The sequence below is a fragment of the Paenibacillus sp. HB172176 genome, from assembly GCF_011947265.1.
Lineage (GTDB): Bacteria > Bacillota > Bacilli > Paenibacillales > Paenibacillaceae > Pristimantibacillus.
Genome location: NZ_JAATHD010000003.1, coordinates 497,353 through 522,670, shown reverse-complemented (window position 1 = coordinate 522,670; position 25,318 = coordinate 497,353). Strand labels below are relative to the sequence as shown.

Sequence of the window (25,318 nt, the reverse complement as noted above, 5' to 3'; positions counted from 1 at the left end):
GCTGCAGTTGTTATCATCTGTATAGTCATCACTTGCATTCATTGTCATTTGTTGTGATCGTTCATGCAAAATTGCAAAATCCCTTCCCGGTCTGTACCGGGAAGGGATTTTTTTCTTCTAGGGTTACATTGAAACTAAAAGATTGTAGATCACGACAGCAGCCTGGGAGCGAGTAACTATGCCATTCGGAATGAATTCCCCATTATCCATTCCGTGAATGACTTCTGAGGCCTTCATTGCCGCCACTGCCTCGCGGGCATATTCGTCGATTTGATCTCCATCCGCAAATGGCGCTCCATTGGAAGAGTCTTTCATTATATGTCCTGCCACCGCTGCAGCATGATACGCCATAACCGCCATATCCTGCCTCATTATGCTGTCTTCAGGGTCAAATGTGCCATCCGTTCGTCCATTCACGATGCCTAACTCTAGTGCAGCTGCGACTTCATCCGCATACCACGCATCGCTCTGCACGTCACTGAACGTGGCAGAAGCTGCGGTCTGCGGGGCAGTCAACTCGAACAAGTTCAGCAGCATCGTGAGAAACTCCGATCTTGTCACTTGGCTTTCAGGTCGGAATGTGCCATCACCATCTCCGCTAACAATACCTCTTGCAGCCAGCGCTTCAATCGGAGCCTTCGACCATGCTGTCGTTACATCATTGAAGCTTATATGATTATATACTGCTGCATACTTACTGAAGTGCGCAGGCTTGAATTCTACCTTGTCTGTTGCTTCATTGTAGCGGCCGTTCTTCACCACCTCTAATACTCCGTTATTGTTGAGATAATAAATCACAACCTGGTTCGGGTTCTCAGCCGGTTGAAGTTCATAAGGTATAGCCACCTGCACATCACTTCTACCATCGAACTCGCTAATCTTCTCCCCATCTACAGAGAGGTTGAAGTCATACACCGCAACATCCTTCAGCTTTGTTTGCGTTTCTGCCGACAAACTCGATATATCGGCTTTCGCTACTGAAATCACAACCTGATTCACTGTTTCTGATCCTTTCGAAATCAGTTCCGTGGATACAGACAATGTAGCTAAACCTGTGTCAACCTCGATCATGTTGACCGACGCAGTTCCATTGCTGAGAAGTTCATGAACTGGAATACTGACTTCCACTTCATTCATTCCCTCATCTGCTTCTACTGTAATCTGAAGCTTATCGCCAGTTGTTTGCTTTAGCGCACGCTTCACGATTTCTGCGTCGAGCTTGACCGTTGCCTTTCCATCGTTATTCACTGTCGGATTCACGGCCACTAGACCATTCATTATATCTGTCTCTGTATCATCTATTGTCTCTTCAGGGTTATCCGTCGTATTATTATCCGATGGATCTGGCGATGACGATTGATCGGTTTCATCATCATCGTCATCATCATTGTTGCTTGGTGTTCTTGGGGTGCCTTCAACCACGATACCAACTGATTCATTATCGTTTGTATCTATTGCGGCAATGACGAACTTGTACACCGTTCCATTTTCTAATCCTGCAACGGCATACGTTTCAACCCCTTTGTTCACATATACAGCGTCGGTCACCGTCTCACCGTACCCGCTAATCTTGATCGAAGACAAGTCTGAGTCTGTTGGGTCGGTCCAGCTCAAGACCAGCTGCCCGTCCCCTGTTTCGACTTGTTGCTCCGTCACCTCTCCCGGCGGCGTTGTATCTTCTGCCTCAAAATCTGTCGTGATTTTCACATTGTCAAATATCCACTTGCTTCCGTTCGCTCCTAGACTAGCATATCCAACCTTGAAGGTATCATCGTCTACGTCGATGATTGGGGCGTTCTCATGATCAACATAAACCTTAATATTGCTTCCTATATTGACAATCTTAAGATGATGCATCTGCGACCAATCTGTATTTCTTTGGGCAGTAGCTATACAATTAATGGTATGACCAGCTTTGCACAACTCAATTTCTCCGCTATACTGCCAATCGACAAAATAGCCGCTGTTATTGATGTGATCATCTTGGTTGGACTTTCTGAATAAGAAAGCTCCCCAATTTTCACCTTCGCCATACTCAATATCCACTTCATAGGTCGCATCATCCCACATTTTCCCTGAAATCGCCGACATATACCTCCATGAGTTATTGCCACCTATTTGGGTCTGAACATATTTACCGTCAGCAACCGTCCAATTTCCATCGCCTGGAGACCATTTTCCGTCCCCATCGCTAAAATCATCATTGAAGATCCCTGATAAATTGCTCCTCATGCTAAAGTTAACGATAGTTCCATTATCCTCATTCACATTGATCGCCGAAGCAATTTCTTCCTCGTAGCCAGATTTGCTTACAGTCAATGTATATTCGGTTCCCACAGGTACATCGGATATGCTATAGTTCCCTGCAGCATCCGTCACTACACTGTAATCACTTTCGCCATTAGAGAGGATTACATTTGCTCCTTGAATCGGTTTTCCAGAAATGTCTGACACATTCCCGGCAACAGTACTGGTGCTAATGCTGGTTGTAACTGTAACATTATCGTAGTGCCACTCAGCTCCGCCGTTTCCTAGACCGGCATATCCATATAGATAGGTCGTATCATTCACATCAATGACCGGTGCCGTATCGTTATCGATAAATACCTTGATATTGCTTCCTTCAGTGACAATCTTCAGATGATGGAATTGCGTCACATCCGATATAACATTTTCAACTTTCGCAAGCGATGTGACCGATTTCCCGGCTTTAATGAGTTCAACCTTCCCCGTGCTTGTTAATTCCACGAAATAACCGCTGTTGTTTGCTGAGTCGCTTTGCTTTTGCTTCCTGAACATGAAGGAAGCCCAACTTGTATTGCTTGGACCGACTTTCAGATCCACTTCATATGTTGCGTCATACCAGACCTTTCCTGTAATCGCTGTAGAGTACTGCCAGGAGTTCTTGTTAGAGCCGGCTGACTGAATATATTCCCCATCACTTACGGTCCAGGTTCCAGTTCCCGGCGTCCAATTCCCGCTGCCGCCCGAGAAATCGTCATTGAAATGACCAGCCGGAGCGACAAGCATCGTCAGATTGACCGAGGTGGTAGTGGCTCCTGTCACCTCTATCCCGAGAGCCATCGCCTCTTGATAGCCGTCACCAGTTGCCGTCACCGTATAACCAGTCCCAATCGGCACATTCGCTATATTGTAGACTCCTGTAACATCAGTTATCCCGGTGTAATCATTTCCATCTACAGTTACGCTTACCTGGACGCCTTGGAGCAAACGCCCGAAATTGTCTTGTATCGTTCCAGCAATTGCACCTGTATTTGATGTTTGTTCCACATGAAATTCAAATTCATTGCTGGTCACACCATCCAGCGTAGCCGTTATCGTACCTTGACCCGGACTAACCGGAACCAGTTTATTTCCCAATAGCGTTGCATGTGAATCGCCGGATGTTATAGACCAGGTTACCGGAATACCGGTCATTACATTGTGGGCATGACCGAATTGATCCTCGCCTGTTATTGTCAGTTGATCCAAGTTGAAATCGTCTCCACCCTCAACATAAATGACAGGATTTGACCCGGAAACCGTTACAGTCGAAAGTCTGCTCGACTCGGATTGGGATGGGCTGTTGGCGGTATAGTAGCGCAAGGAAATATCCTTCGCGGGACTGTCAAAATAAGATGGATCGATCGTAATCGATTCCGGCTCCTGACTTACCCCCATGTATCCCATCGGAGAGTAACCGCCATATTTGTAGTTCTGAATGGCAAAACGCAGGCTAGGCACATTCCCCGCCGGATCCAGAACAGCCAACTGAATCATATAGTCCTTGTTGGCTGTAATACTTGACGGCAGATGGAATGTGTTCGCTACAGTATACTCTTGTGGCGGCGAAAAGTAATCCAGCACTGATTGACTCCAATTCCCCTTATTGGATTTATCCCAACTTTCGTATCCTTCCCCCGGCAGCCAATCTCTAATATCAAGATTGTTGAAGGTATCGCTCCATACGATTTCACCGGTCTGAGGATCCTTCAAGCTCAATTGGACCGGCCAATTGTAGTACATAGGAGCTGCTCCCGTATTTTTTACCTTAAACTGCACGACAAAGTCCTGCCCTGGATCAACCTGCGTAGGGTAATTAAAGTCCGTAATGACATATCTATAGCCAAAAGCCTTCTGTATCTTTTCCGCTCCGGCTTCGAGCACTTCTTTATTTTCGTAATAGGCCGGCAACCCGGGATAACCTGGATCAATACGATAAGTGTATTCTCCAATCCATGTGAGATACGTAGCATGGACGTTTCTTATCATATTGGCTGCATTATTAGAATTTTCCAGCATCGTTAGATGAGGATTCGTTCCGAGCAGGTCCGCACCGTTGTAGTCATAGGCAGTTTCCCCGCCTATCTCCTGCTTCTTCCAATTGGATATGACCTTCATATTAGCTATGGAGTCGTTATATTGCCCGAAGGAATATTCATCATGTCCCTCATAACGTACCTCAACCTTTTTGTTAGGAAAATATTGGTGGAAGTAGGCATCAACATATTCGGGAACGCCCGTACCATGCTGTTCTCCCCATGTCCCGTAAATACCCATCTGTATATAAGCGACTCTGGGATCATTGTCCCACAAAGCTCCCAAACGCTGAAGTAACCGCTTTAACCTTTTGTCGAATTCGCTGCTCGTTAAATCATTTGCATTCATGTCCGCTGGCCAGTGGTCGCCTTCCAATCCATGAAATACGTCTGAAGGGAATTTTAAATAAACGCGGGGAATAACCTTCATATTATAATCTTCATAAGAAACCCAGTTGCCGTTTGTATCCTGCCCCCGCCATCTTTCATTGGAGTATTGTTCGATTTTTTCAATCGTGTCATCCACGTCATCTTCCAACAAATCCCATGGAATATAAGTCATTGCAAGCGACGACCATGGATTATAATCCAGAGGCCAACCTGTACTTAAATTTACGCTGAAGTCCTTCTCAGCCATACCCATTAATGGATTCTGGATAGCGCCTGTAAATTCTTCGGGTGTAATCATTGCCCTCCCGGTTGAAGGAACGGTTGGCGCTGACGAAGGCGCTTCATAAGAACCGTCATTATACACTTCTATTTCAGACAATGCCGCCCTAATGCCAGATACCGTGCTCATTTTCCTGTTCTTTGTTGTCTCTACCTTTACATAACGGGCTTGAATGGCATCAAACCAGTACGAATTGCGAGATTCCGTTGGTCTCAGCACGTTGGTTTGCGCAGACACCGTTGTCCAGCTCGCATTGTCTTCAGATACTTGTATTGTAAAATCTACCGGGAATCCCTCGCCCACTATGCCGTTCCTTCCGCGAGTATCGGATAACCAGTTGATCGCATAGAGATCAACCCGGTTAATCAACTGAGAAGATCCAATGTCAATTTTGATCCATTGATTATCTCCCTCGCCGCTGCTCCAGCCTATAAACGAACCATCCACGCTGCGTCTTTCGCCATCTACAACATTGTTCAACGCCCATCCTTCAATCCCGCCAGCTTCCGAAGTGGATAGAATGGAGGATGCCGTCACTGTTTTATTCAGTGCATAGTTTTCAGATGGAGGTGCAAGGACGGAAATTTCATCCCCCCAGATCAGGGAACCTCCATAGTAAGCAGTAGCCTTATTCCAATCCGCATAGTCTGACGCTGTTTCATTAAAGGAATAGTCGTTTGATTGCTTAAAGTTACCCTCTATGTTTTTATGAATGCTCACATGAAATGCAATATGTTCTCCTGCAGCTAAAGTGCCTGCAAACTCATCAAACCCCATTTCGAAATAATAATCGGCATTGGGCGACGTTTCTGGAAGTTTCACAAAGTTTCCCAGGAATGAATGTTCTATCGTAGAGCTTGATGAATCGCTTTCATAACTTAAAACATTTGATCCGTCACTTGTAAAATAGTAACGAACTTTGATGTCTTGCAGATTAGCGGATTCCGTTCCTGTATTCGTTAGCTTGAAGCTTGCCTTTATTTCATCTGTTTCATCCGTAAGATTCATATTATACATCTGAATATGAATTGAAGGATCGATACCCGCCGCAATGTCAGCAGACGACACTTCTTCAGCAGCCATAACAATGGAGGAATTTCCCTGCAACAACGAAGAAATAAGAATAGCCATTAATGCCAGTAGCGTTACCGTCTTTTTAAAGCTCATTTTATTTAACATAATATCCCCTTTCTTAATAGGACAAATAAAACGTTTTCATTTTCTCCTGCCTAAACTCGGGACCAGCGCCTCTCAATGGTCCCGATGAGGAAAAACTATTCTCGAATAATTCGGATGCCTTCCGGCGCTTCAACTTTCGTATGAATGGAACCATCCTCGCATTTCTCATGCCTGACGCTTACAATGCCAAGAGGCGTTGGGAACGTGCCTTCCACCCACTGCAAATCCCCTAAATGCGGAGTCACTCTCAGAGCCCGACAACCAGGCTCCTCCACTCGAACACCTAATACGTATTCGGTCAACCAAGCAGTCGGCCCCGAAGCCCAGCCATGGCATAAGCTATGACGGTAGCCCTGATAGCAATGTCCGCCGTATGTGCCGTGAACATCAACCCTCCCTTCGGGTGTGATCTCATCAATACGCGCAGCATTATTCAGCCAATCGATATCGAAATCTTCCCAGAAGGTTGTCGCGCCCAGCGATAACATTCCGCCCCAATAGGCGCGGATGCTGTCAAGACTGCCTTGTATATCCCCCGCCTCTCCACGAGCTTTCAAGATATAATAACCGTAGAAGGTGGAGTAACCTCTAGGCGAGTCAGGCGCAATCACTTCTTCATTGACCGCTTGCGGTTCAAGTAAGCCCGTTAAAGCAAGCAAGGAAGCTGCCTGTTTGCTTTGATTATGATTAGGAACGACTTGACGAAGCCTCTGAGCAGCTTGTCGGCAAAGCTCCTTTGTCTCCGGATCATTCAGGATGCCGCAGAGCTTGTCCCCTGCGTTCATGCACCAGACAAATAAAGCATGCGCGCCTGCCTTCACCCCTTCTGGATTGGCGAAGGATGGCCAGTCCAGGAATGGATTCGAAATGTCAACGGTGCCATCCGAACGGATACAACCTGCCAATTGACGCAATAATCCTGTCATATAATCTTTCTGCTCCAATAAGTAGGCGAGATCGCCATTGTGCATATACCAATCATGATGAACCAATATCCACCAGATGGAGTATGTGGGGAATGTGGTCATCCACTCCGGCAAAGGATATTCATCCCGCATAAAATCAAGGCTCTTCGGAACGACGTCATGATAGCCAAACACGGCTTGAATCGTCGAAGTCTCGGGGTGCATGTCTCCAGCCCAAACCAACCGATCCCGCTTAATGCCGTCCCACAAGTAATCCTGCATATTCAAATGAACCGTATAGGCCCCGGTATCCCATATTTGATTCAACAATTCATCATTTGAACGAAAGCTGCCTTTATATTCAACATCATGCATAACGGCTGCAGCTCGAATACTGATGATTTGTATGAATTGCGCCACATCGAGAAAATCAACTCGAACGAAGCGGAAGCCTGAATTCCCAATTGTTTCCGCTCCCATATAACTGACTTCAAATTCACCGTCGCGAGTCGCATGATTATTCGTTGCATTTGTTTCGCCGCCTAGCTCGCTCATCGCCTCCATTACAGACTCACCGAAACGAACACGAAATCTAGCAGACAATTTCTCTTTGTTGCCGCCCATAGCTACACAGATCTGAACGCCTCCGTGTAACTCAACCCCAAAATCCAAGAGAATGCCAGGAGCCGAGCCTGCATGCCGAGCTACGCATGTCTTGCGTTTCGATGAATCATGAATCGATTGGCCGTCCTGCCCCTGTAGAAGAAGCTCTGCTCCTGTAAGGATTGCGTCCTCATTATCTGAACGCCATACGATTCGAACAGGATCAATGTAATAGGTCTTGCGTTGGTCTTCCTTCACCATCAATGTTTTCCATAAAGGTATCATTAAGACGCTCCTTCCCTAGCAAATGTAGAATGAAATTATCCCTTTACCGCCCCCGACATAATTCCAGAAATGATAAAGCGTTGCAAGAAGATATAGAGCAGCATGACTGGCGCAACACAGATGACAATCATCGGGAACATATGCGACCAATCATTGCTGTATCGACCGGCGAAAGAATAGACAGCCACTTGCACCGTTCGCAGCTTATCGGTATTCAGAAATACGACAGGAAGAAAGAAATCATTCCAGATATGAAGGAACTGAAGGATAAACACACTTGAAGCAACCGGCTTCAGAAGCGGGAGCAAAATTCTAAAAAAGATTCCGGTAGGCGACGAACCGTCAATTTGTCCTGCCTCTTCCAGCTCACGAGGCAGCGAGCGCATAAATCCGGTAAACAAAAAGATCGTTAACGGCAATCCGAAAGTAATATACAGAAGAATGACTCCTAATTTGGAATGATTCAGGTTTAAACCGATCATCATTTGAAATAATGGAATCAGATTGAGCTGCATCGGCACAATTAACCCTGCTACAAAAAACAAACTAAGAAAGGATGATAATCGCCCAATACGCCTCGCCAATGGATAGGAAGCCATAGCGCCAAACATAATCATAACCAGTACAGATGTAATACTAATCACGCCGCTATTTAGAAGCGCCACCTCAAAATTCGATCTTGTCCAAGCTTCTACATAGTTACTTAAATGAAATCCTCCATCAAGGCCAAAGGCGCTAGAGAACATATTTTCATTTTTTTTGAAGGAAAAGACTAGCAGCATATAAAGCGGGTAGATATAAACCAATGACAAAAGCAGAACCAGACTCCATTGGACAAAGCTTTGAACACGGGATACTTTTTTCACTAAACATCAACCTCCCGCTTCTTCAAGAAAGTAAGCTGTAGAATCGTTATGATAAAAATAATAATAAACATCACAATCCCCATAGCCTGAGCTTCACCAAATAAACTTTTGTTAAAAGCAGTATCATACATAACCGTACTTATGCTTTCTGTAACATATCCAGGGCCGCCATGAGTCATAGACATGATCAAATCAAAGGCTTTGAGCCCAACTATGGTGCCAGTGACGAGGGTAATGGTAATTGCAGGCGCCAGAAGAGGGAATGTCACATGCCGAAACCGTTTCAAAGTTCCTGCACCGTCGATTGAAGCCGCCTCGTATAAATCTTGAGGAATGGATTGCAGGTTGGCCAAATAGATAACCATACACCAGCCCGCTCCTTGCCAGATGCTTACGAATACAATAGACCATATGGCCAAATCCATATCGCCCAGCCAGTTCAGTGCCAAAGAGGATAAGCCCAGTTCATTCAAGATCATGTTTAAACTGCCGATGCCCGGATCATAAATATAAGACCAGATATAGCCGATTGCCAGCAAACTCATGATTTGGGGACTGAAGAAGATCGACCGAAACAGACTTTGACCCTTCATCTTGATTTGGAGCAAAAGGGCAAATACCAGTCCAAGAATACTTTGTCCTAAGGTAAGGCCTATTGCATAAATAAATGTATTCTTAAAGGATGCCAAAAAGCGGGATTCACTCCATAAATGAATGAAATTATCCATGCCAACGATATGATAATCAGGGGATATGCCGTTCCAGTCCGTTAATGCGTAATAGAAGCTTTGTATGCTGGGATAGATGAAAAAAACAACGTACAACAATACAGCAGGCAAAACAAAGGTATAGGAAACCTGTTGTAACTTTCTCTTCGTAACCACTCGTATTCCCTTCTTTCTTCTATCGTCAATCAAGTAGAAAGGAGAAGAGACGCGGGTCTCTCCTCCTCCGCTAATTCACGCCTTATTTTTTCATATTGGCTGCGGCCTTGTCCCAGGTTTGATCCGCAGATTCCAGCACTTCTTCAAAAGATGTTGCTCCGCCAATCGCCGCTTGGGTTGGAGCATTGAACGCCTCATTTGCGCCACTCGGCCAACCAATATCCAAAAACTGATATGCAGGCGCATTTTGTACGACATCCATAATGTCAGCCGACATATCTGAGCTTTCCGGTTGCACCGTCTTCAAGGTCGAGAATTGGCCTGGTCCAATCAAAGTCAGATAATTATCATCAGCGTATAGGAATGCAAGGAACTTCTTCGCCTCCTCCTGATGCTCGCTGCCCGACCACAATGTCAGTCCGGTAGAAGGCCCTGAAGACAACCAGATATCTTCGCCGGCTTTATTGCCTGGCAGCGCAAACATGCCAATATTGACATTGTTAGCTTTTGCGATCTCCTCATATCCGCTCATCGACCAGTTTCCGTCTATAATCATCGCCGCTTTGCCTGCACCCAATGAAGTCCTGGCCGAATCACCAGAAACGCCGAGCGCGTCTTTACTGATATATCCATTATCTACTAACTGTTCATACTGCTCAGCTACAGCCTTCCAAGAATCCGAGGTCGCGAATTGAACCTCATTGTTATACCGCTTCTGATCCCAATCCATATCCTCCGCGTACACGGTAGAAGGAGCCAACGCGTACCATAAAAACATCACATTACTAGCTTCCTTGCCTCCCAGTCCAATTGGAGTCACTCCTGCTGCCTTCAGTTTCTCGCATGCAGCCAGAAACTCATCCCAATTGGTTGGAACTTCAATGCCATTCGCTTCGAAGAGATCCTTGTTGTAGTAAACGGCAAGATAATTTTTGCTCCAAGGAATTCCATAAACCTTATCGTCTTTGCTAAAGCCTTGCAGCAAACCCTTGTCAATATTGTCCACTGGAGCAACATCGCTTAAATCCGCCAAATAACCCGCGTTAATGCTAAGTCCGATTTTGCTAAGACCCGGCCATTGCACGAATAAATCCGGAGCCTCATTCGCCGCCAGCTGCGCGCCCAAGGTTTGCTTGAATTGATCGTCCGGCGCACGTTCGATGTTTATCTTAACTCCATCGTTCTCGCTTTCATATTGCTTTGCCAATTGTTCCAAGCCGCTCATATCCTGAGCGGTTAATGAAACCTTTAGAGTCACAGCCTCGGCTTTTGTGTTGGAATTGTTCTCCCCTGCAGTGTTGCCGGAAGTGCCGTTTTCTGAATTGTTTCCGCATGCCGACAACAATAATAGTAATGCCGTTGCTAGAAACCAAACTGTAAGTTGTTTTTTCATGCTTGCTTCCCCCTGAATATGATTTAATTGCAATCTTATTATGACATGCAGGCAAAACTGTTATAAACGGCATTCTTCTCGGAATGGGACGGATTATTCGGTTTTATTCGACAAATCAATTTCCATGAAGGCGTCTCTTCCTCTATACTTAAGCGTAAGAAGGAGCGATATCATTATGACGTTCAAACAGAAGCTGAATATTTCTTATACTCTGATTATCGTTATCTTAATTACCATCATTACATATAGCCATTATCTTATTCATGTCTCGAACACAAAGCAAAATATGTCCCTGACGATGAATGAGCTCTCCCACCAATTGTCAATCAATCTGGATGCGTATCTCTCGGAATTGACTGCAGCAACTATGCAACCGCTATATGATCGCGATCAAATTGAACGTCTTATCTCCGGAAAGCATCTTCAGGATCTAAGTCTCGCCGAGACGATACAACTGGAGAATTATATTCGCAATGTTTATTTATATCCAAACAGCGAAGATATAACAGCTGTTCACTTGTTTGATAATCAAATGGGAAGCATAAGTCTTTACCAGAAGGGCCAGCGGTATGAATATGCTCCCGAATCGACGGATGCGTTTGTTGAAGCCAAAAAAGCATGGGGCAAATCTGCGGTATCCGGTACCTTTCTGGCGCAATCTTCACACAGCTCTGAATCTATGCCGATATTTTCAGTTCTTAGGCAGCTGAATATTTTTGAAATAAACCAGCCTTACGGCATCATTGTTCTTGATGTGAACTTCTCCAAAATTGATGATTTGCTTCGCAATATTCAAATTGGAAGCGATTCATTTGTCTCCATCGTTAACGATCAGAACGAAGTCATATATTCTACAAATCATGAGAATATCACAACCCGTGCTCCTTCCCTTAATGCTGATGATTGGCTGCGAGCTGAAGCTGAACTAAATACGGCGCCTTGGAAGCTCGAACTCGGAGTTCCAATTAAATCCGTGTTGAATCAGAAAGAACTGTTGCTGAATTCATTACTCATCATGGCCGCATCCATATTGGTTGCTGTTATGTTCTCGGGATGGTTCTCCAGAAAAGTCACCTTATCTCTAGAACAGCTGCAGCGGCTGATGAGAAAAGCGGAATCCGGGGAATTCAATTTGCGATTCCATACCAAGTCGCGAGATGAGATTTACCATCTTGGAAATAGCTTCAATCATATGCTGACTCAAATCAAAGAGCTCATCGATCGCACATATGTTGCTGAAATCCGTCAACGAGAAGCGCAATTCTCCGCCTTGCAAAGCCAGATTAATCCGCATTTCCTATTCAATACGCTGGAAACGATTCGTATGATGGCCGAAACGGAAGGAAATTCCGAAACGGTCAAAATGATAGCATCACTTGGAAAGTTGCTGAAAGTCAATTTCCGTCAGCAAAGTTTAGTGACGATGCAACAGGAATTAGAGTATGTGGAACACTATTTATATCTGCAGTCCGCACGTTTGTCCTATCCGCCAAAATTTATTATTGCTTGTGATGATTCATTGAAAAAGATCCCGATTCATGCCCTCATGATTCAGCCGCTTGTTGAGAATAGTGTTCTTCACGGATTGCGTCCTCTCTCCCGCTCAGGATGCATCCATGTAGAGGTCATCAGGAAGGAAGCCGATTCATCCTTTGAAATTCGTGTGAAAGATGATGGCGTAGGGATGGCAGCAGAGCGTCTGGAAGAACTGAGGAAAAGAATGCAGACAGCTCTTAACGAGTCAGGCCAAGAGACCAGTATCGGTTTGTTAAATGTTGAACGACGCATTCAATTATCTTACGGCAAAAAATTTGGACTTGAAATCGACAGCATCGAGGGCGAAGGAACAACCGTAACCTGTAAACTTCCCCTCTACAAGATTCCCCAGCAGAACGAGACAGGAGGCGTTATAGGTTATGAATACATTTCGAATGGTGATCGTCGATGATGAGCCAATGATTCGCAAGGGGCTTAACGCCTTAATACGAAGGATCGCTCCTGCGTGGCTGATCTTGGGCGAAGCGGCGAACGGCCGAGAAGCTTTGGAATTGATTGGCCGAGTTAAACCGGATTTGGTTCTTACAGACATCTCCATGCCCCACATGAATGGAATTGAGATGTATGCCGAGTTGAAGCAAGGCCCGAATCCTCCATTGATTCTCGCTTTAAGCGGATTTACCGATTATTCTTATGTTCGCCAAATGCTAGTCATGGGTGCCGTCGATTACATTACTAAACCCGTCGAGGAGCCTGTATTAATTGAAAAGCTGAAGCAAATCGAAGATCGAATTATAAAGTCGTTTCATCAGAAATTAGAAGGGGATGAACAATCTCAACAATTAATCGAATACTGGCTGCATCAGCTTCTGAACGGACACAATTATTCTCCCGCAGCATGCGAGGACCAGCTTCGGCGGTTGGGCCTGCCTATGGAAGGTTTATATTTCGGAGCCGTGGCCGTGTATCTTAACGCTCACGCCCTTGTGCCCGGCGATCGGAGTTTATATCTCTATTTTCTAATGAAAACATGTCAAGAACTTATTCATTCGCAAGGTAAAGTCATTCGTGTGGAAGACGGAATGATCTTGGCTCTTCATTGGTCGCCGGATGAAAACATATTGAAAGAGACCTTAATTCAATTTGAAGAAAACTTCTTTAGCTTCACAAACGAACATACCCAAATTCCATTTATGATGGGAAGCAGTCCTATCTTTAAGGAGTTTCGTCAGCTTCAATCCTCTTGGAACATCGCCAAAATGGAGATCCGGTTCCAACTTGTTTCGGATTCAGACACCGATACCGTTGAATGGATGGTAGCTTTGCAGCAGGGGCAGCTTTCGCATATTAACAGTATGATAGCTGACAGCTTTTCTCCACATCAGCCTGATACTTGGCGGGACCAGTTTGTTTATGGTTTGGCTATTCTGGGACAATTTGCTATACAGTCCGGGCTGCCGAAGCATTTAGCTCTAACGCCATCCTCCATGGAAGTTCTGAACGAGGATCAAAGCACCTTTTCACGTGAAATGTGGATAAACAAGCTGAAGGAACTCGCAGAGGAAATTCTGCAACATATTCGGCAGACCCAAAAACATTCGGATTCTCCGCTTATCATCCGGGTAAAGCGCTATATCCAGATGAATGTAAGCGGAAATTTGACTTTGCAGTCAACAGCTGAAAATGTTCGAATGAATCCAAATTATTTAAGCGAGGTATTCAGGGAAGAGACCGGAATCAACTTCATTGATTATGTGATCCAACAGCGCATGGAACTAGCCAAACAGCTGATCATTGACGACGAGCACAAGCTGTATGAAATCGCATCCATGGTGGGGTACCAAAGCTCCAAACATTTCACCGCTTTGTTTAAAAGAGTTGTAGGCATTCTGCCATCGGAATTTAAGCGGTATGTCGACTCGATTACGGTAACCGAAGTAGACGGTTGACAAATAGATAAGAATAGAGGCAGATTGCTCGAATTTCAACCTGCCTCTGATGATATAAATTGATTTTAAGGTTCTATGGTTTTGATAACTCTAGCTGGATTTCCACCAACAACAACGTTATCAGGCACATCCTTCGTGACTACTGCGCCTGAGGCGATAACTGCGTTGTCTCCGATTGTAACGCCCGGATTAATGACGGCTTGTCCACCAATCCATACATTATTTCCTATTTTTACCGGTTTGCCGAATTCGGCTCCGGAGGATCGTTCAATTGGATCTAAGGGATGCGTTGCTGTATAAATATGTACGCCAGGAGCCAACAAACAATTTTCGCCGATTCTAACCTCGCATACATCCAAGATAACGCAATCGAAGTTAGCAAAAAAATGGTTTCCAACATGGATGTTATAGCCATAATCGCAACGGAACGTTGGCTCGACATAAACATGATTACCCGTTGTGCCGAAGAGCTCCTTGAGCAGCTCTACGCGTGTTTCGTATTCTGTCTCAATCGTCTGATTCAACAATCGGGTTAATCTCCTGGCGTTCTCTCGATCCTTTATCAATTGCGGATCACCGGCAGCATACAACTCTCCCGCCAGCATTTTTTCTTTCTCTGTGCGTTCGCTCAACATGATCATCCTTTCCCATCATTGAATTGACATATTTTTCAACTATACTGGAATTGGCCCAAAAACCGGCAAGGGTATCCCGAACTGATCACGAATATTGACGAAGGGATTCCTGCCATAGCCATGCTGAAGACTGGTTTCGCCAATAACAGGTTCTTCAAATGAGAGTATGACTTTCTGAGCGTCTTCGCTAACCCTTCCCGTAAAGGCCTGATTGCAGCCATCAACCTCTACACGAAAGCCGAATACCTGTCTAACAGCATTTAAACGAAAGTTAATCCCATTGAACGAAAGGATGAGTTCTGTTCGCTGTTCATTCCATTCCGTCGCACTTAATCTTGGTCCGGGAAGAACGCTTGGCCTGCCATAAACATGATGAATAGCTTGCCATGCCATGCGACGCCCAATGTTTTGCAGCGATTTTGCATCAGGATGAATACCGTCAGACATGGAAGCATCAATGGTTGGCACCATCCACATATCCTCCATTTGTTCCTCAAGTGATAACTGATTCTGTTGAACAAGATTCCACCACCGGGGATCTTCCGGACTATAGTGAACAGCTAATTGCGCATAGATGATCGGGAGTTTGTCGTCGCCTGCATCTTGTCGCAAACTATTCATAAACGCAATGGTTCGCTCAAGATAGAAGGGCGCGTCACTTTCATTGGCATCACTTTCTCCTTGGTACCAAAGGCAGCCCTTTATGCGGCCGCCTAACTTGCTCACTTTCCGAATCATCGCGCCATAGAATGAATTTCCACCTTCATTTCGTTTGGCAGGGTCCCATTTCAGCATATTTGTACCGCCGTGCGGAGCCATAATTAAGCCGATAGGCACGCCGGTTTCTCTCAATATCTCTTTGGCAAATGTTAAGGCAAGCCCGGCACCGTTCGTCCGCTCACGACGAAGCCGCTTTGCTTCTTCAGCAACCTTCTCCGCCGGTACTTTCCAATGAACAGGATCAATCGCTTCTTGCAGCCAACATAATGGCTCTTCCGCCAGTCCCCAGCGATCTCCCATATAGAAGCAACTGACCCCCTCCACTGGCGTTTCCACGTCAATCTCCTTGCCGCATCCCTCCATATTGGACTGACCGGCAAGGAGCCATAAATCACCTACAAAAACAGGCGATACAGAGATAGAAGCCACATGATCTTCACTGGTTACTCGGAATTCCATTCCAAAAGAGCCCACTGGGACATTAGGGAATATTCCTTGAAAGCATTGTCCCTCCGACTTCCCCATTACCTGCCAGGCTGTGGAATAAACCGAAGAAAATAACCGCGCCTCGACGGTTCCTTCTACAGGTTCTGAACCTTCAAGTCCAAATGGAATGTCGCATTGATTATCCTGATTACGTTGATATACACGATAAGCTTCTACTTCCAACACACGTAAGTCCACTTTAACTTCCTCCTACTTGTTATATACTCTTTATGGTAACTTATACCTTGCATTTTTCATAGCTGGCAAGAACGAAGAGAGACAGGCTGACTTCGAAATTACTCGAAATCTGCCCGTCTTTGCCGATCAGGAAATGGTGTTTCCCTCCTGGTACATAAGCTTTAACAAATTCGCGATTGCCTGCGCGCTTTCCGCACGGGTCGATTGCTCTTTCGGCGCAAAGATGTTGTCATTTCGTCCGTTAATCAAACCAATGCTTTTCGCAAACTCGCTTGCCTCTTGCGCCCAATTGCTTATATGAGCGGAATCGGCAAAGGATTGACCATCGTTTGATTTCACTGCTTCACCGGTTACATAAGCGTAAGCTCTTGCCAGCATCACGGCCATTTCCTCTCGAGATACGGTTGCATCCGGAGCGAAGTTGCCCGTTCCTTGTCCTTGAACAATGCCCGCTTCGCTTGCCGCCGCAACCGCTGCGGCATACCAGTCATCGACGCCAACATCGCTATAGCTCGCTCCGTCGGTTGCTTTCAAATCCAGCGCTCTTGCAATCATCGTCGCAAATTGAGCGCGTGTCACAATCCCCTGCGAATTAAACTGCGTGTCGGATACGCCTTCTATAATGTGCTTAGCCGCCATTTGCTTAATCACTGCGCTGGCCCACATGGTTGGCGGCACGTCCTCGAACAATTTGTTGTACTCCAGTATGGCATAGGAACCTGCTTCATTTGCTTCCACGATCATGGTTCCATTTGCCATCTTACCTCCAACATACTGCATACTTCCATCCGATGCAATTCTATACACGCCGAGCAAGCTCGCATCGACGGATGGATCGATGTCGAACACAAGGGTAATCGGCTGCGCCCAGTCATTCAAAGCCTGATCCTCTTCTTCGTTAGCAGCTCCCGAGAGTCCGATTCGGTACAACTTGCTTGCCGCCGTCAGTTGAACAGTCTCGCTTCTATTCGCTTTATTGACCAATGATCCTAATGCTTGCTTCGTTTGAGCAGCCGCGATATCTACCTGAACGGAGTTTGCATTGTGATCCTCAGCTTGCTGCTGCAGTTGATTCAGCATCGCATTCGGAACCACTATGGATAGTCCCTTCTTGTTCAAGCGCAAAGCGTTATCGCCGATCAGGTCGGCAACGTCGCCCGGAAGGAAGATGATGTCCTGATCCTCCGACACTTGCACTGTCTTCGCACCGTTCCCATCGTCAGTCAGATCATCCGCTCCAAGCACGGGATGCGTAGGGACTGGCGAGACGCTTGGACTTGCCGTTGTGCTTGGCGTTGGTGTTGGTGTCGGTGTCGGTGTCGGCTGAGTGTCAACTGGCGCAGCCGAAATGATTCCATTGCCTGCAACCGCGCTCGTTTCTTCCCCCTTACTTAATGTTGCCGTAAAAGCGAAGCTACCGTCCGTTCCGTCTGCTGCCGCAGTGAAATCCGAAACGGTTAGATCGCCCACCGTCACCCCGGTTGCTTCCAGTCCTGCAAGACCAGCGATCTGGCTGAATAACCATTCATCAACTGCTTCTTGCGTGTTTGCGGTTCCTTCATTAACAAAGTAAGTTGCCTCTTCAATAATGCTTTTGGCTTCGCTGATTGCCTCAGCATCGTCCGGCTCCTGCTGCTGTTCATTTACAATAACGGTTCTTGTGACCGGCTCCGCTGCATTGCCCGCTGCATCGCTGACATTGTAAACGAGCAGATATGTCCCTGGAACCTCTGTATCAATAGCCTCTACTACTTCGTCATTATACGTTATCAGGGACGTAATCGCCGTTGTAAGATCTCCGTCCCGATCATCGACAGCCGTTGCTCCCATATCGTTGTAGCTTGCGCCATAGGTAACTTCGACCACTGTCAGTCCACTCAGCGTGATGACCGGCAGAACAGTATCGGGAGTACTCTCTCCATCCTCTTGAATAATCAACATTCTGGTCACTTCCTGAGCGGTGTTGCCTGCCGCATCGCTAACATTGTAATGGTACGTATACTCGCCTGCTATGCCCGTATCGATCGCCTGTTCCAGAGGTTCGCCATTATAGGTGATCGAAGCTTCAATAAGATAGGAAATATCTCCTTCTCGATCATCGATGGCTGTCGCTCCCGCATCTGTATATTCACCATTCAGCGGAATCGTCACCTCAGCTTGACCATTCAGCGTTATCACTGGCGGCGTTGTATCGGCGGCGGCAACAATCGTTCCTACAGCGGATACTTTTCCTGTGTCCGCACCTTTGGCCAGCGTTGCGGTGAAGGTGAAGCTGCCGTCCTTCCCCAATGCAGCCGGCGTGAATGAAACAATCTTTATTTCGCTTGCCGTAACGCTTGCAGCGCTCATTTCCTCAAGTTCGTTTAACTGACCAAGAATCGCCGCTGTCACTGTTGATTCGTTAGTTGCATCTGCTTCATCGACAGAATAACTATTTCCGGCAATAGCTCTTGCCGCATCATGAATGTCCTGTGCGTCTTCACTGGCAACCTGAGCTTGAAACGCATCGAAATCCATCCATAATACCGTATTGGCATCGGGCTGACGACTCGAATTGCTCAATTCAGCTTCAGACAGTGCCTTATTGTAGAGTCGCACCTGATCAATCGCTCCCTTGAATAGATCCGCCGTTGGAGTCGAAGCTGAGCGACCGATATTAAGGGGGTAATCCACGCTATTAATGCTGCGATTGCTTGAGGATAGAACTCCAGCTCTTGCTTCGTCTATATAGAGCATAACGTTTGATTGGTCATAAACGCCCGCAATATGATGCCAGTTGCCAACCCAATCCTGCGGAAGCGGTACGGTAACGCTTCTCCATCCTCCACTGTAGATGAAAAACTGCAAATTAGAGCTATCCTTCACTTTGATCGTGTATTGCATATCTCCTTTGGCGATGATAGCTACCGATCCATCGTTCACCTCCGGCTTCACCCACAGCTCCAATGTAAGCGAGCTCTTACCGCTTATATCCAGCTTGTCCGCATCGGGAAGCTCCACGTAGCCTTCAATCGCATTTCCGGAAACGCCTTCAACAACATGTCCGGCTAGTGTGCCAGTGACAGGATTATCGCTTGCATCCTCCGTCGTTAGTATAGGCAAGTCCAATTGAACAGTGACACTGCTCTGCGCGCTAACAGCCCCGTCGGAGGAGAAGCTTGCCAGCAGATCCGCTTTTGAAATCACTGCATCCGGCGAAGGGATCACATCAAATTCGACAGTCTGTTCTTGACCTCCTGACAAGTTGTACGTACGGTCCGACGGCGCTACTTGCCATTCTGCAGGAGCTTCAACAGTCAGCAAGCCCTCTGCCGGCGCGTCGGCGTTATTCTGATAAGTGATGCTCAGCTTGGCAACCTCGCCTGGCTCCACAATTTCCGGTGTCACCTTCATCTCCGTAATGGTTAACTGCGGGGCCACGGCCACGAAGGTTTGCGCTTGCACTTCGGCCAGACCGCCGACAACCTGATAATGAGCGGTTACCGATATCGGAGCTGCATGGATCTGAGACTGTTGATCCGATACGGTAACTCGGAATGTCTGGCTTGCGCTGCTTCCTGGCAATATCGGCTCTCCAGACATCGCTTCTTGAGCAACCGCATCCCATCCTTCAGGTATTTGCAAGGAAACTTCGGCGCTCTCCAGATTTACCTCGCCGGCATTGTGTACGATCGCCTGAATATCGAAGCTTTCTCCGGGCAACACATTTTTTTTCGACGGAATCAGCTCTGCTTCAGCCTTAAACAGAGAACGGGATAACGATGATGTTACGGCCGTAAGTGTTTCATACGCGGACCCGTTTATAAGTTCTTGCTCCTTCTGCTCATTCAATAAAGTGATGAAGGCGCGCAAACTTGTCACCACATTGCCATTCTCGCCTTCCGCTTCGTAGCCAGCAGCTTGACTCAATTCATTCTTCAACTGATTTGCGGCTTCCGCAGTCGCAATGCCCCCATCTTCTTCAAATTGCTCCACATACGCCAGCAAGTTTCCGCTAATACCAGTAGGGATGATACGATCCTGATACACCTTGATTTGATCGACATGGACTGCAGCAGCTCCCTTTTCCGCCAAAAATTTGATTTTGGCAACATCCGCTGCAGGCATAGCCAGCGGCGCCCCAGTCACAGACGCTTTGTCGTTTACAGAAACATCAAATGTATTGGATTCCGTATGAATGACGATTCCAATTTCAAACCAGGTTCTGTCCGTATACTGCTGCACAGATGTCCAATTTCCGTTGCCGCTTCTGTATACAATCTGGTTGGACGCGTCAAAAGCAACCTCGACAAGCGAGTTGCCTTCGCTGTCATAAACATAAGGTCCGCCAAACCATTTGCCCGTTTGCCCCGGAAGAAGTCTCGCCTGAATCTTCACATCTCCGCTCAATGGGGCGAAAGCTTGCTCGGCAGAGGTTTGTCCTTGCGAGCCAGACGTAATCTGCAAGCTTTGATCCACCACGCCAGGAACAGCCGCAAGCGCTGCACTTCCGCCTGCATTGCTAATCGTCCATTGCTCGGACAATTCATTAAAATCTTCATGAATCACGTATGCAGTGTCCAGGGCAGGAAGCGGATTAGCCGCCGTTACCTTCACCACTTCATATTCATCCATCGCAACTGCCAGATCCGTGCCATCAATGCTATAGGCCTTATCCCCTGTCGATATCCAATTGGCATCTTTGTCATAATAGCCGCTCGTCATCGTTACCGGACCGTAAGACAGCATATCCTTGAGTGTAAAGGTGGAAGCGGTTTTGCTGGCGATAATGATTTCTTTCTCGCTCTTCTCAACCGCAACCCCTACACCTTTGTTCGTTGTAGCATAGTTGACGTCAATACCTCGCACTTTCTTCGTGACACTTGCTTCGGTATCCGCATAGTGGTTAAAAAATATAAGCTTGGCGTCACTGCCTGCACTGTCAGGCTTCTTGCTCGCCAGATCATACCATAGCTTGTTCAGCCAATGATTTGTTTTGACGATGCCGTCCAGGTTTTTATTTCTTGGTGTCAAGTCATAGTCACGCATACCAAAAGAAGAGCTGCCCGCATATTGATATAAATTGTAGGTTGATCCTCCCGCTAGAGCCGAAAGGTTCAGATAATCGGAATCCGTCGCCAATGCGGAGGTTTCCATAATCATTGGAAAATTCGTTCCATAATTATATCGTTCCCAATATCTGTCGTCGTTTAGTCCCTGCCCATACTGGTAGACCTCTCCCATATCTCCGGTGTAAGGATCATAACCGACAAAGTCCATATAGGTAGTGCCGCCCTCAGCCTTGACCCTCTCGTTCCGGTATACATAATCAAATTCCTCGGTATGAAAATTCATTCTTGTGTATACCGGGTAATTAGAATCCTTTACCGCCTTGGCAAGATTTTGCGAATAATCCCAGAAGGAATCATATCTGAATTGTATTCTACCTTTGGTATCGTCGGTATATCCGCCCGCTTCAAATGCCGCCTGGCTGTATGGAGAGTAAGAGCGATCACCGCCAATGCCGGAACCCGGCTCATTCAGCACCTGCACGCCGATTACCGTTTTTTTATCTCCATGCGCAGTATTATATTCAGCTACATGGTCCATCACATCTTTCAGTACATTGTACTCATGCGCTCTTAAATCTGGATCATCCAATGACATGCTGTACATATATACAGAGTTGTCCGTTAGGCTGACTGCGTTGGTGGATGTTCTGATTTTGGCCAACTGATTTCCATCCGCTTGCTCCATCTTTTCGTAATTATGAATGACATAATACGGTGTCGAATTATCCGCAGTTATTTTGACAATTTGCGATCCGAACCATAGAAGTTCCAGCTTCAACTCGGCGACTTCCGACCATCCGATGACCTTGTCGAGCCAATCATAATTAAACACGTTTGCTCGCGAAACAACAAGGCTCGGCGCAAGACCTATATTCTTATTGGTGCTTGGATCGTTGTCGGGCATTGATTCCCTATCTATGGAAACGCCTACCCCGTTCTCGCCAACCAGAATGAAGCTTGCTATTTTATCCACCTTGTCATAAACATACTGATTGATAAAATCCGTGACGTCGAAGTCATAAGCCTGAACCTGCTTTACTGGATCAAACCAAGGCGTGCCCCCCAGATCCACATAGTCGACACCTTCTACGCCCTCATTCCGAACATCGGGATGATTATTCCAGGTAATCTCATCCGCTGCCCAATCATTATTCATAATGGCGTACAAATGCAGATCAGCAACGCCATCCTCCATATTCTCCACAAAAATTCTGATTTTGGAAGCGTCCTCTTCCGAGTCAAGCGTATTGGAATCAAGACTTGAAAAATCGAACTTAAAGTAAGCGATTGACTTTTCGTCGTCATCTTCTCCACCTTTCACTTTGATAGAGGTGCTGTCTGCAAAATTGGTGTCTGCGTTGCTGCCTCCGGAAATATAAGTTGCTTCCGCAGCCTCGAAAATTTGATCGGGTTGAATATGCAGCCAATAAAGCTGCGAGTTGACAACGGTAAACCCATCTGCCGCAGCTTGACTATATATATTCTGAAACATCTCATCATCATAATGCATATTGTTTCGTATCCAATCCGACCTGAGTTGAACGCCATTATAAAAAAACGGCTTTCCATCTACTTCTATGACCGGTCTATCATAGTTCTCCATCGATACATCAATCGTAGAAATCGGATTATCTCCAGTCACAACAGGCGTTTTCACTGTCGCAGCCGACACAGTGTCTTTCTCCTTAATTCCCGGCAGTAATCCCGCTAAAAGCACTGCGATGCATGTAATTGCCATCAACTTCTTGAAACGCTTAGCCAAATGATATACCTCCCTTTATTTTTAAAATGCGATTCTTTTAAAGATCGCCATTTCACTATAAAGCGCTTACATACTTCAGGACAATCTTCATATTTTGCACCTGCGCCCTTGCAGTGTTTCCCTTGATCTAATGCGTTTTGCGGTGACTGCTTAACACTTTTTTAGTGCGATAATACTTTCCTGACAAGCATGCAAATGACAATGAAGAGAGGCTTTGAATCCGTGATAATCGAATTCAAAGCCTCTGTTTGTTCAGGATTTATTCCTATGAATCTCGAATCGCATTCTCGTACCGGCTTCATTGTCTTTGTAGAAGCGTACCTCATTATTCCCAAACCGCTGCATCCAGCAATCTGCGCTGCCTAAATGGATAGAAGCGCCTTCTCGCGCCTCCTCTCCCAAGAAATCATCGACAACAATCCAGCGTCCTTGCCCCAGCTTGCAGCTCTCCCTCAGCCGCTTCGGAACTAACCACTCAGCTACGATGACGGTAGCTCCGCGCTCAGCTTGGCTGCGAATCGCTGTGAGTGTCACCGACGATAAGCGAGTACCCGCCGCAACAATCAATCTTGGAGTACCGAGCATCTCCTCTTCAACATGCTCGTCAAATACGAGAACATTATGAATGGGATAGAACAATGGATGAACCGCAGTCTGAGAAAGCTCAGTGCTGCCATTCACCAGCGGAAATTGTTCGGGCGGCACAAGTCTGTATAAGTCCGTTCTAGGGAAACGATAACCTGGAATATGCATACAGCTGCCATGCGCGGGGATCGTTCCATGACTAAGCAAATGCCATGCCCGGAACACACTGGAGGATTGCTCTGATCCCGGTTCTCGATTACCGAATAAATTGGCGTTTTGCCCAAAGTTGGAGTCATCCGCATGAATAAGCACAATATCCGCTTCTGCATCGGCGTGGCTCCAGTTCAACGGATGCCGAGGTACGAACTCGTTGACGAACTGGCTCCAGACTTCTCCGAATACCGTTTTCTCAAACCTTGAATGGTTAAAATGCAATAATGCGTCTATATTTTCAGCAAACAAATGCGTTGGCGCCATAAGATATCCCATTCTGAGGGCAGACTCGAACTCCTCTGGAGAATGGCCCGGAAAGCCTGAAATCCTTGTGAACCATTGTCCAATGTCGGGCCCCCATAAATCCGCGCATATCCACATAGACCGGCCATACTGCTTGGCGGCGCCAAGCGCAGTGGCGAGCTGCAGGGATTGGAAGGATTCCTTCATAATCTTCGGGCATGGAATCATGCCAGACCGCGCCTTCACATGAAACATGACAGGGAAAACATGCTCGGAAATTAACGGAGCAGCCATTCCTTCGAACCCATTCTTCTGCAGCAATTCGCGAACATGCTTTACTCTCAAGGATATGGAAGCGCCAACCTTATCGCCTGCTTCCGCCAATGTAAGACCATCGGTCTCTCCCCAATGCGGATACCAGCCATCCTTGCGATACTGGCCTGCATTGATTTGAAGATGCTCGGGCTCATCGTACAATAGCCCGATTAGCTTGCCCGACCTTGCCGCTTCCAGAATGACGTCATCCGGCACATCATATCGATTCGTACCCTTGACCCAAGGTCCGTTAATATTGCCGTATTCGTTGCCCAGACAAACATCCATATCATGTTCTGCCATGTCTCGAATCATATCCGATTGTCCGTCCAGTCCCGGCATCATGTGATGCACATAAAACTCGGTTCCCAGCTCTTTCATTGCCCCGATAAAAGTACTGGCATCCGGAGACGCGTCCTGAGAGGGATAGATGAGACCGGTGCCTGTTCTCATTAGCCGATCAGAAGCATCTCCCGCCCATGGATCTTGCCAAGCCAAGACTGGTCCCTGGATGCCTAGCTTCGTTCTTCGATATTCTTTTTCGCTCATAAGCGTATCCC

General features: G+C 46.5%; 11 protein-coding genes. 2 read left to right on the top strand and 9 right to left on the bottom strand.

Annotated features, from left to right (window positions below; genetic code table 11):
- Positions 1-123: 123 nt before the first annotated feature.
- The 5 genes from HFP08_RS07205 to HFP08_RS07185 all read right to left on the bottom strand — a co-directional run bounded on the left by HFP08_RS07205 (position 124) and on the right by HFP08_RS07185 (position 11,104).
- Positions 124-6,168: an S-layer homology domain-containing protein gene (locus HFP08_RS07205; RefSeq protein ID WP_168119872.1), complete on the bottom strand. Its 6,045-nt coding sequence runs from the start codon at positions 6,166-6,168 to the stop codon at positions 124-126.
- A gap of 95 nt (positions 6,169-6,263) precedes the next feature.
- The gene (locus HFP08_RS07200) at positions 6,264-7,961 is read right to left on the bottom strand and encodes an alpha-L-rhamnosidase-related protein (protein ID WP_168119871.1); all 1,698 of its coding nucleotides are present in this window, start codon (positions 7,959-7,961) and stop codon (positions 6,264-6,266) included.
- A 35-nt stretch (positions 7,962-7,996) separates the two neighbouring features.
- On the bottom strand, positions 7,997-8,827 hold the full coding sequence (locus HFP08_RS07195; protein WP_168119870.1) for a carbohydrate ABC transporter permease: 831 nt from the start codon (positions 8,825-8,827) through the stop codon (positions 7,997-7,999).
- Positions 8,827-9,711, bottom strand: coding sequence for a carbohydrate ABC transporter permease (locus tag HFP08_RS07190; RefSeq protein ID WP_168119869.1), 885 nt, complete (start codon positions 9,709-9,711; stop codon positions 8,827-8,829). The genes HFP08_RS07195 and HFP08_RS07190 overlap by 1 nt, the downstream gene beginning before the upstream one ends.
- Positions 9,712-9,793: 82 nt before the next feature.
- Complete coding sequence (locus HFP08_RS07185) at positions 9,794-11,104, bottom strand: ABC transporter substrate-binding protein (RefSeq protein ID WP_168119868.1); 1,311 nt, start codon at positions 11,102-11,104, stop codon at positions 9,794-9,796.
- A 175-nt stretch (positions 11,105-11,279) separates the two neighbouring features.
- Between HFP08_RS07185 and HFP08_RS07180 the strand changes: the two genes are divergently transcribed.
- On the top strand, positions 11,280-13,052 hold the full coding sequence (locus HFP08_RS07180; protein WP_168119867.1) for a cache domain-containing sensor histidine kinase: 1,773 nt from the start codon (positions 11,280-11,282) through the stop codon (positions 13,050-13,052).
- The gene (locus tag HFP08_RS07175) at positions 13,021-14,550 is read left to right on the top strand and encodes a response regulator (RefSeq protein ID WP_168119866.1); all 1,530 of its coding nucleotides are present in this window, start codon (positions 13,021-13,023) and stop codon (positions 14,548-14,550) included. The genes HFP08_RS07180 and HFP08_RS07175 overlap by 32 nt, the downstream gene beginning before the upstream one ends.
- 65 nt (positions 14,551-14,615) lie before the next feature.
- Here the strand turns inward: HFP08_RS07175 and HFP08_RS07170 are convergent, their stop codons facing one another.
- The 4 genes from HFP08_RS07170 to HFP08_RS07155 form a co-directional block, all read right to left on the bottom strand.
- Entirely contained in the window at positions 14,616-15,185 is a 570-nt protein-coding gene (locus HFP08_RS07170) for a maltose acetyltransferase domain-containing protein (protein ID WP_168119865.1), read from the bottom strand.
- Between the two features lie 39 nt (positions 15,186-15,224).
- Positions 15,225-16,589, bottom strand: a complete 1,365-nt coding sequence (locus HFP08_RS07165) for a sialate O-acetylesterase (protein WP_168119864.1) — start codon at positions 16,587-16,589, stop codon at positions 15,225-15,227.
- 126 nt (positions 16,590-16,715) lie between these two features.
- Entirely contained in the window at positions 16,716-23,402 is a 6,687-nt protein-coding gene (locus HFP08_RS07160; RefSeq protein WP_168119863.1) for a LamG-like jellyroll fold domain-containing protein, read from the bottom strand.
- 252 nt (positions 23,403-23,654) lie between these two features.
- A complete protein-coding gene (locus tag HFP08_RS07155; RefSeq protein ID WP_168119862.1) occupies positions 23,655-25,307 on the bottom strand; it encodes a hypothetical protein in 1,653 nt (550 codons plus the stop codon).
- Positions 25,308-25,318 lie beyond the last annotated feature (11 nt).

Coding starts and splice junctions, on each gene's coding strand:
- HFP08_RS07185 (WP_168119868.1), bottom strand. CDS start 11,104: ATGAAAAAACAACTTACAGTTTGGTTTCTAGCAACGGCATTACTATTA.
- HFP08_RS07200 (WP_168119871.1), bottom strand. CDS start 7,961: ATGATACCTTTATGGAAAACATTGATGGTGAAGGAAGACCAACGCAAG.
- HFP08_RS07155 (WP_168119862.1), bottom strand. CDS start 25,307: ATGAGCGAAAAAGAATATCGAAGAACGAAGCTAGGCATCCAGGGACCA.
- HFP08_RS07205 (WP_168119872.1), bottom strand. CDS start 6,168: ATGTTAAATAAAATGAGCTTTAAAAAGACGGTAACGCTACTGGCATTA.
- HFP08_RS07175 (WP_168119866.1), top strand. CDS start 13,021: ATGAATACATTTCGAATGGTGATCGTCGATGATGAGCCAATGATTCGC.
- HFP08_RS07170 (WP_168119865.1), bottom strand. CDS start 15,185: ATGTTGAGCGAACGCACAGAGAAAGAAAAAATGCTGGCGGGAGAGTTG.
- HFP08_RS07180 (WP_168119867.1), top strand. CDS start 11,280: ATGACGTTCAAACAGAAGCTGAATATTTCTTATACTCTGATTATCGTT.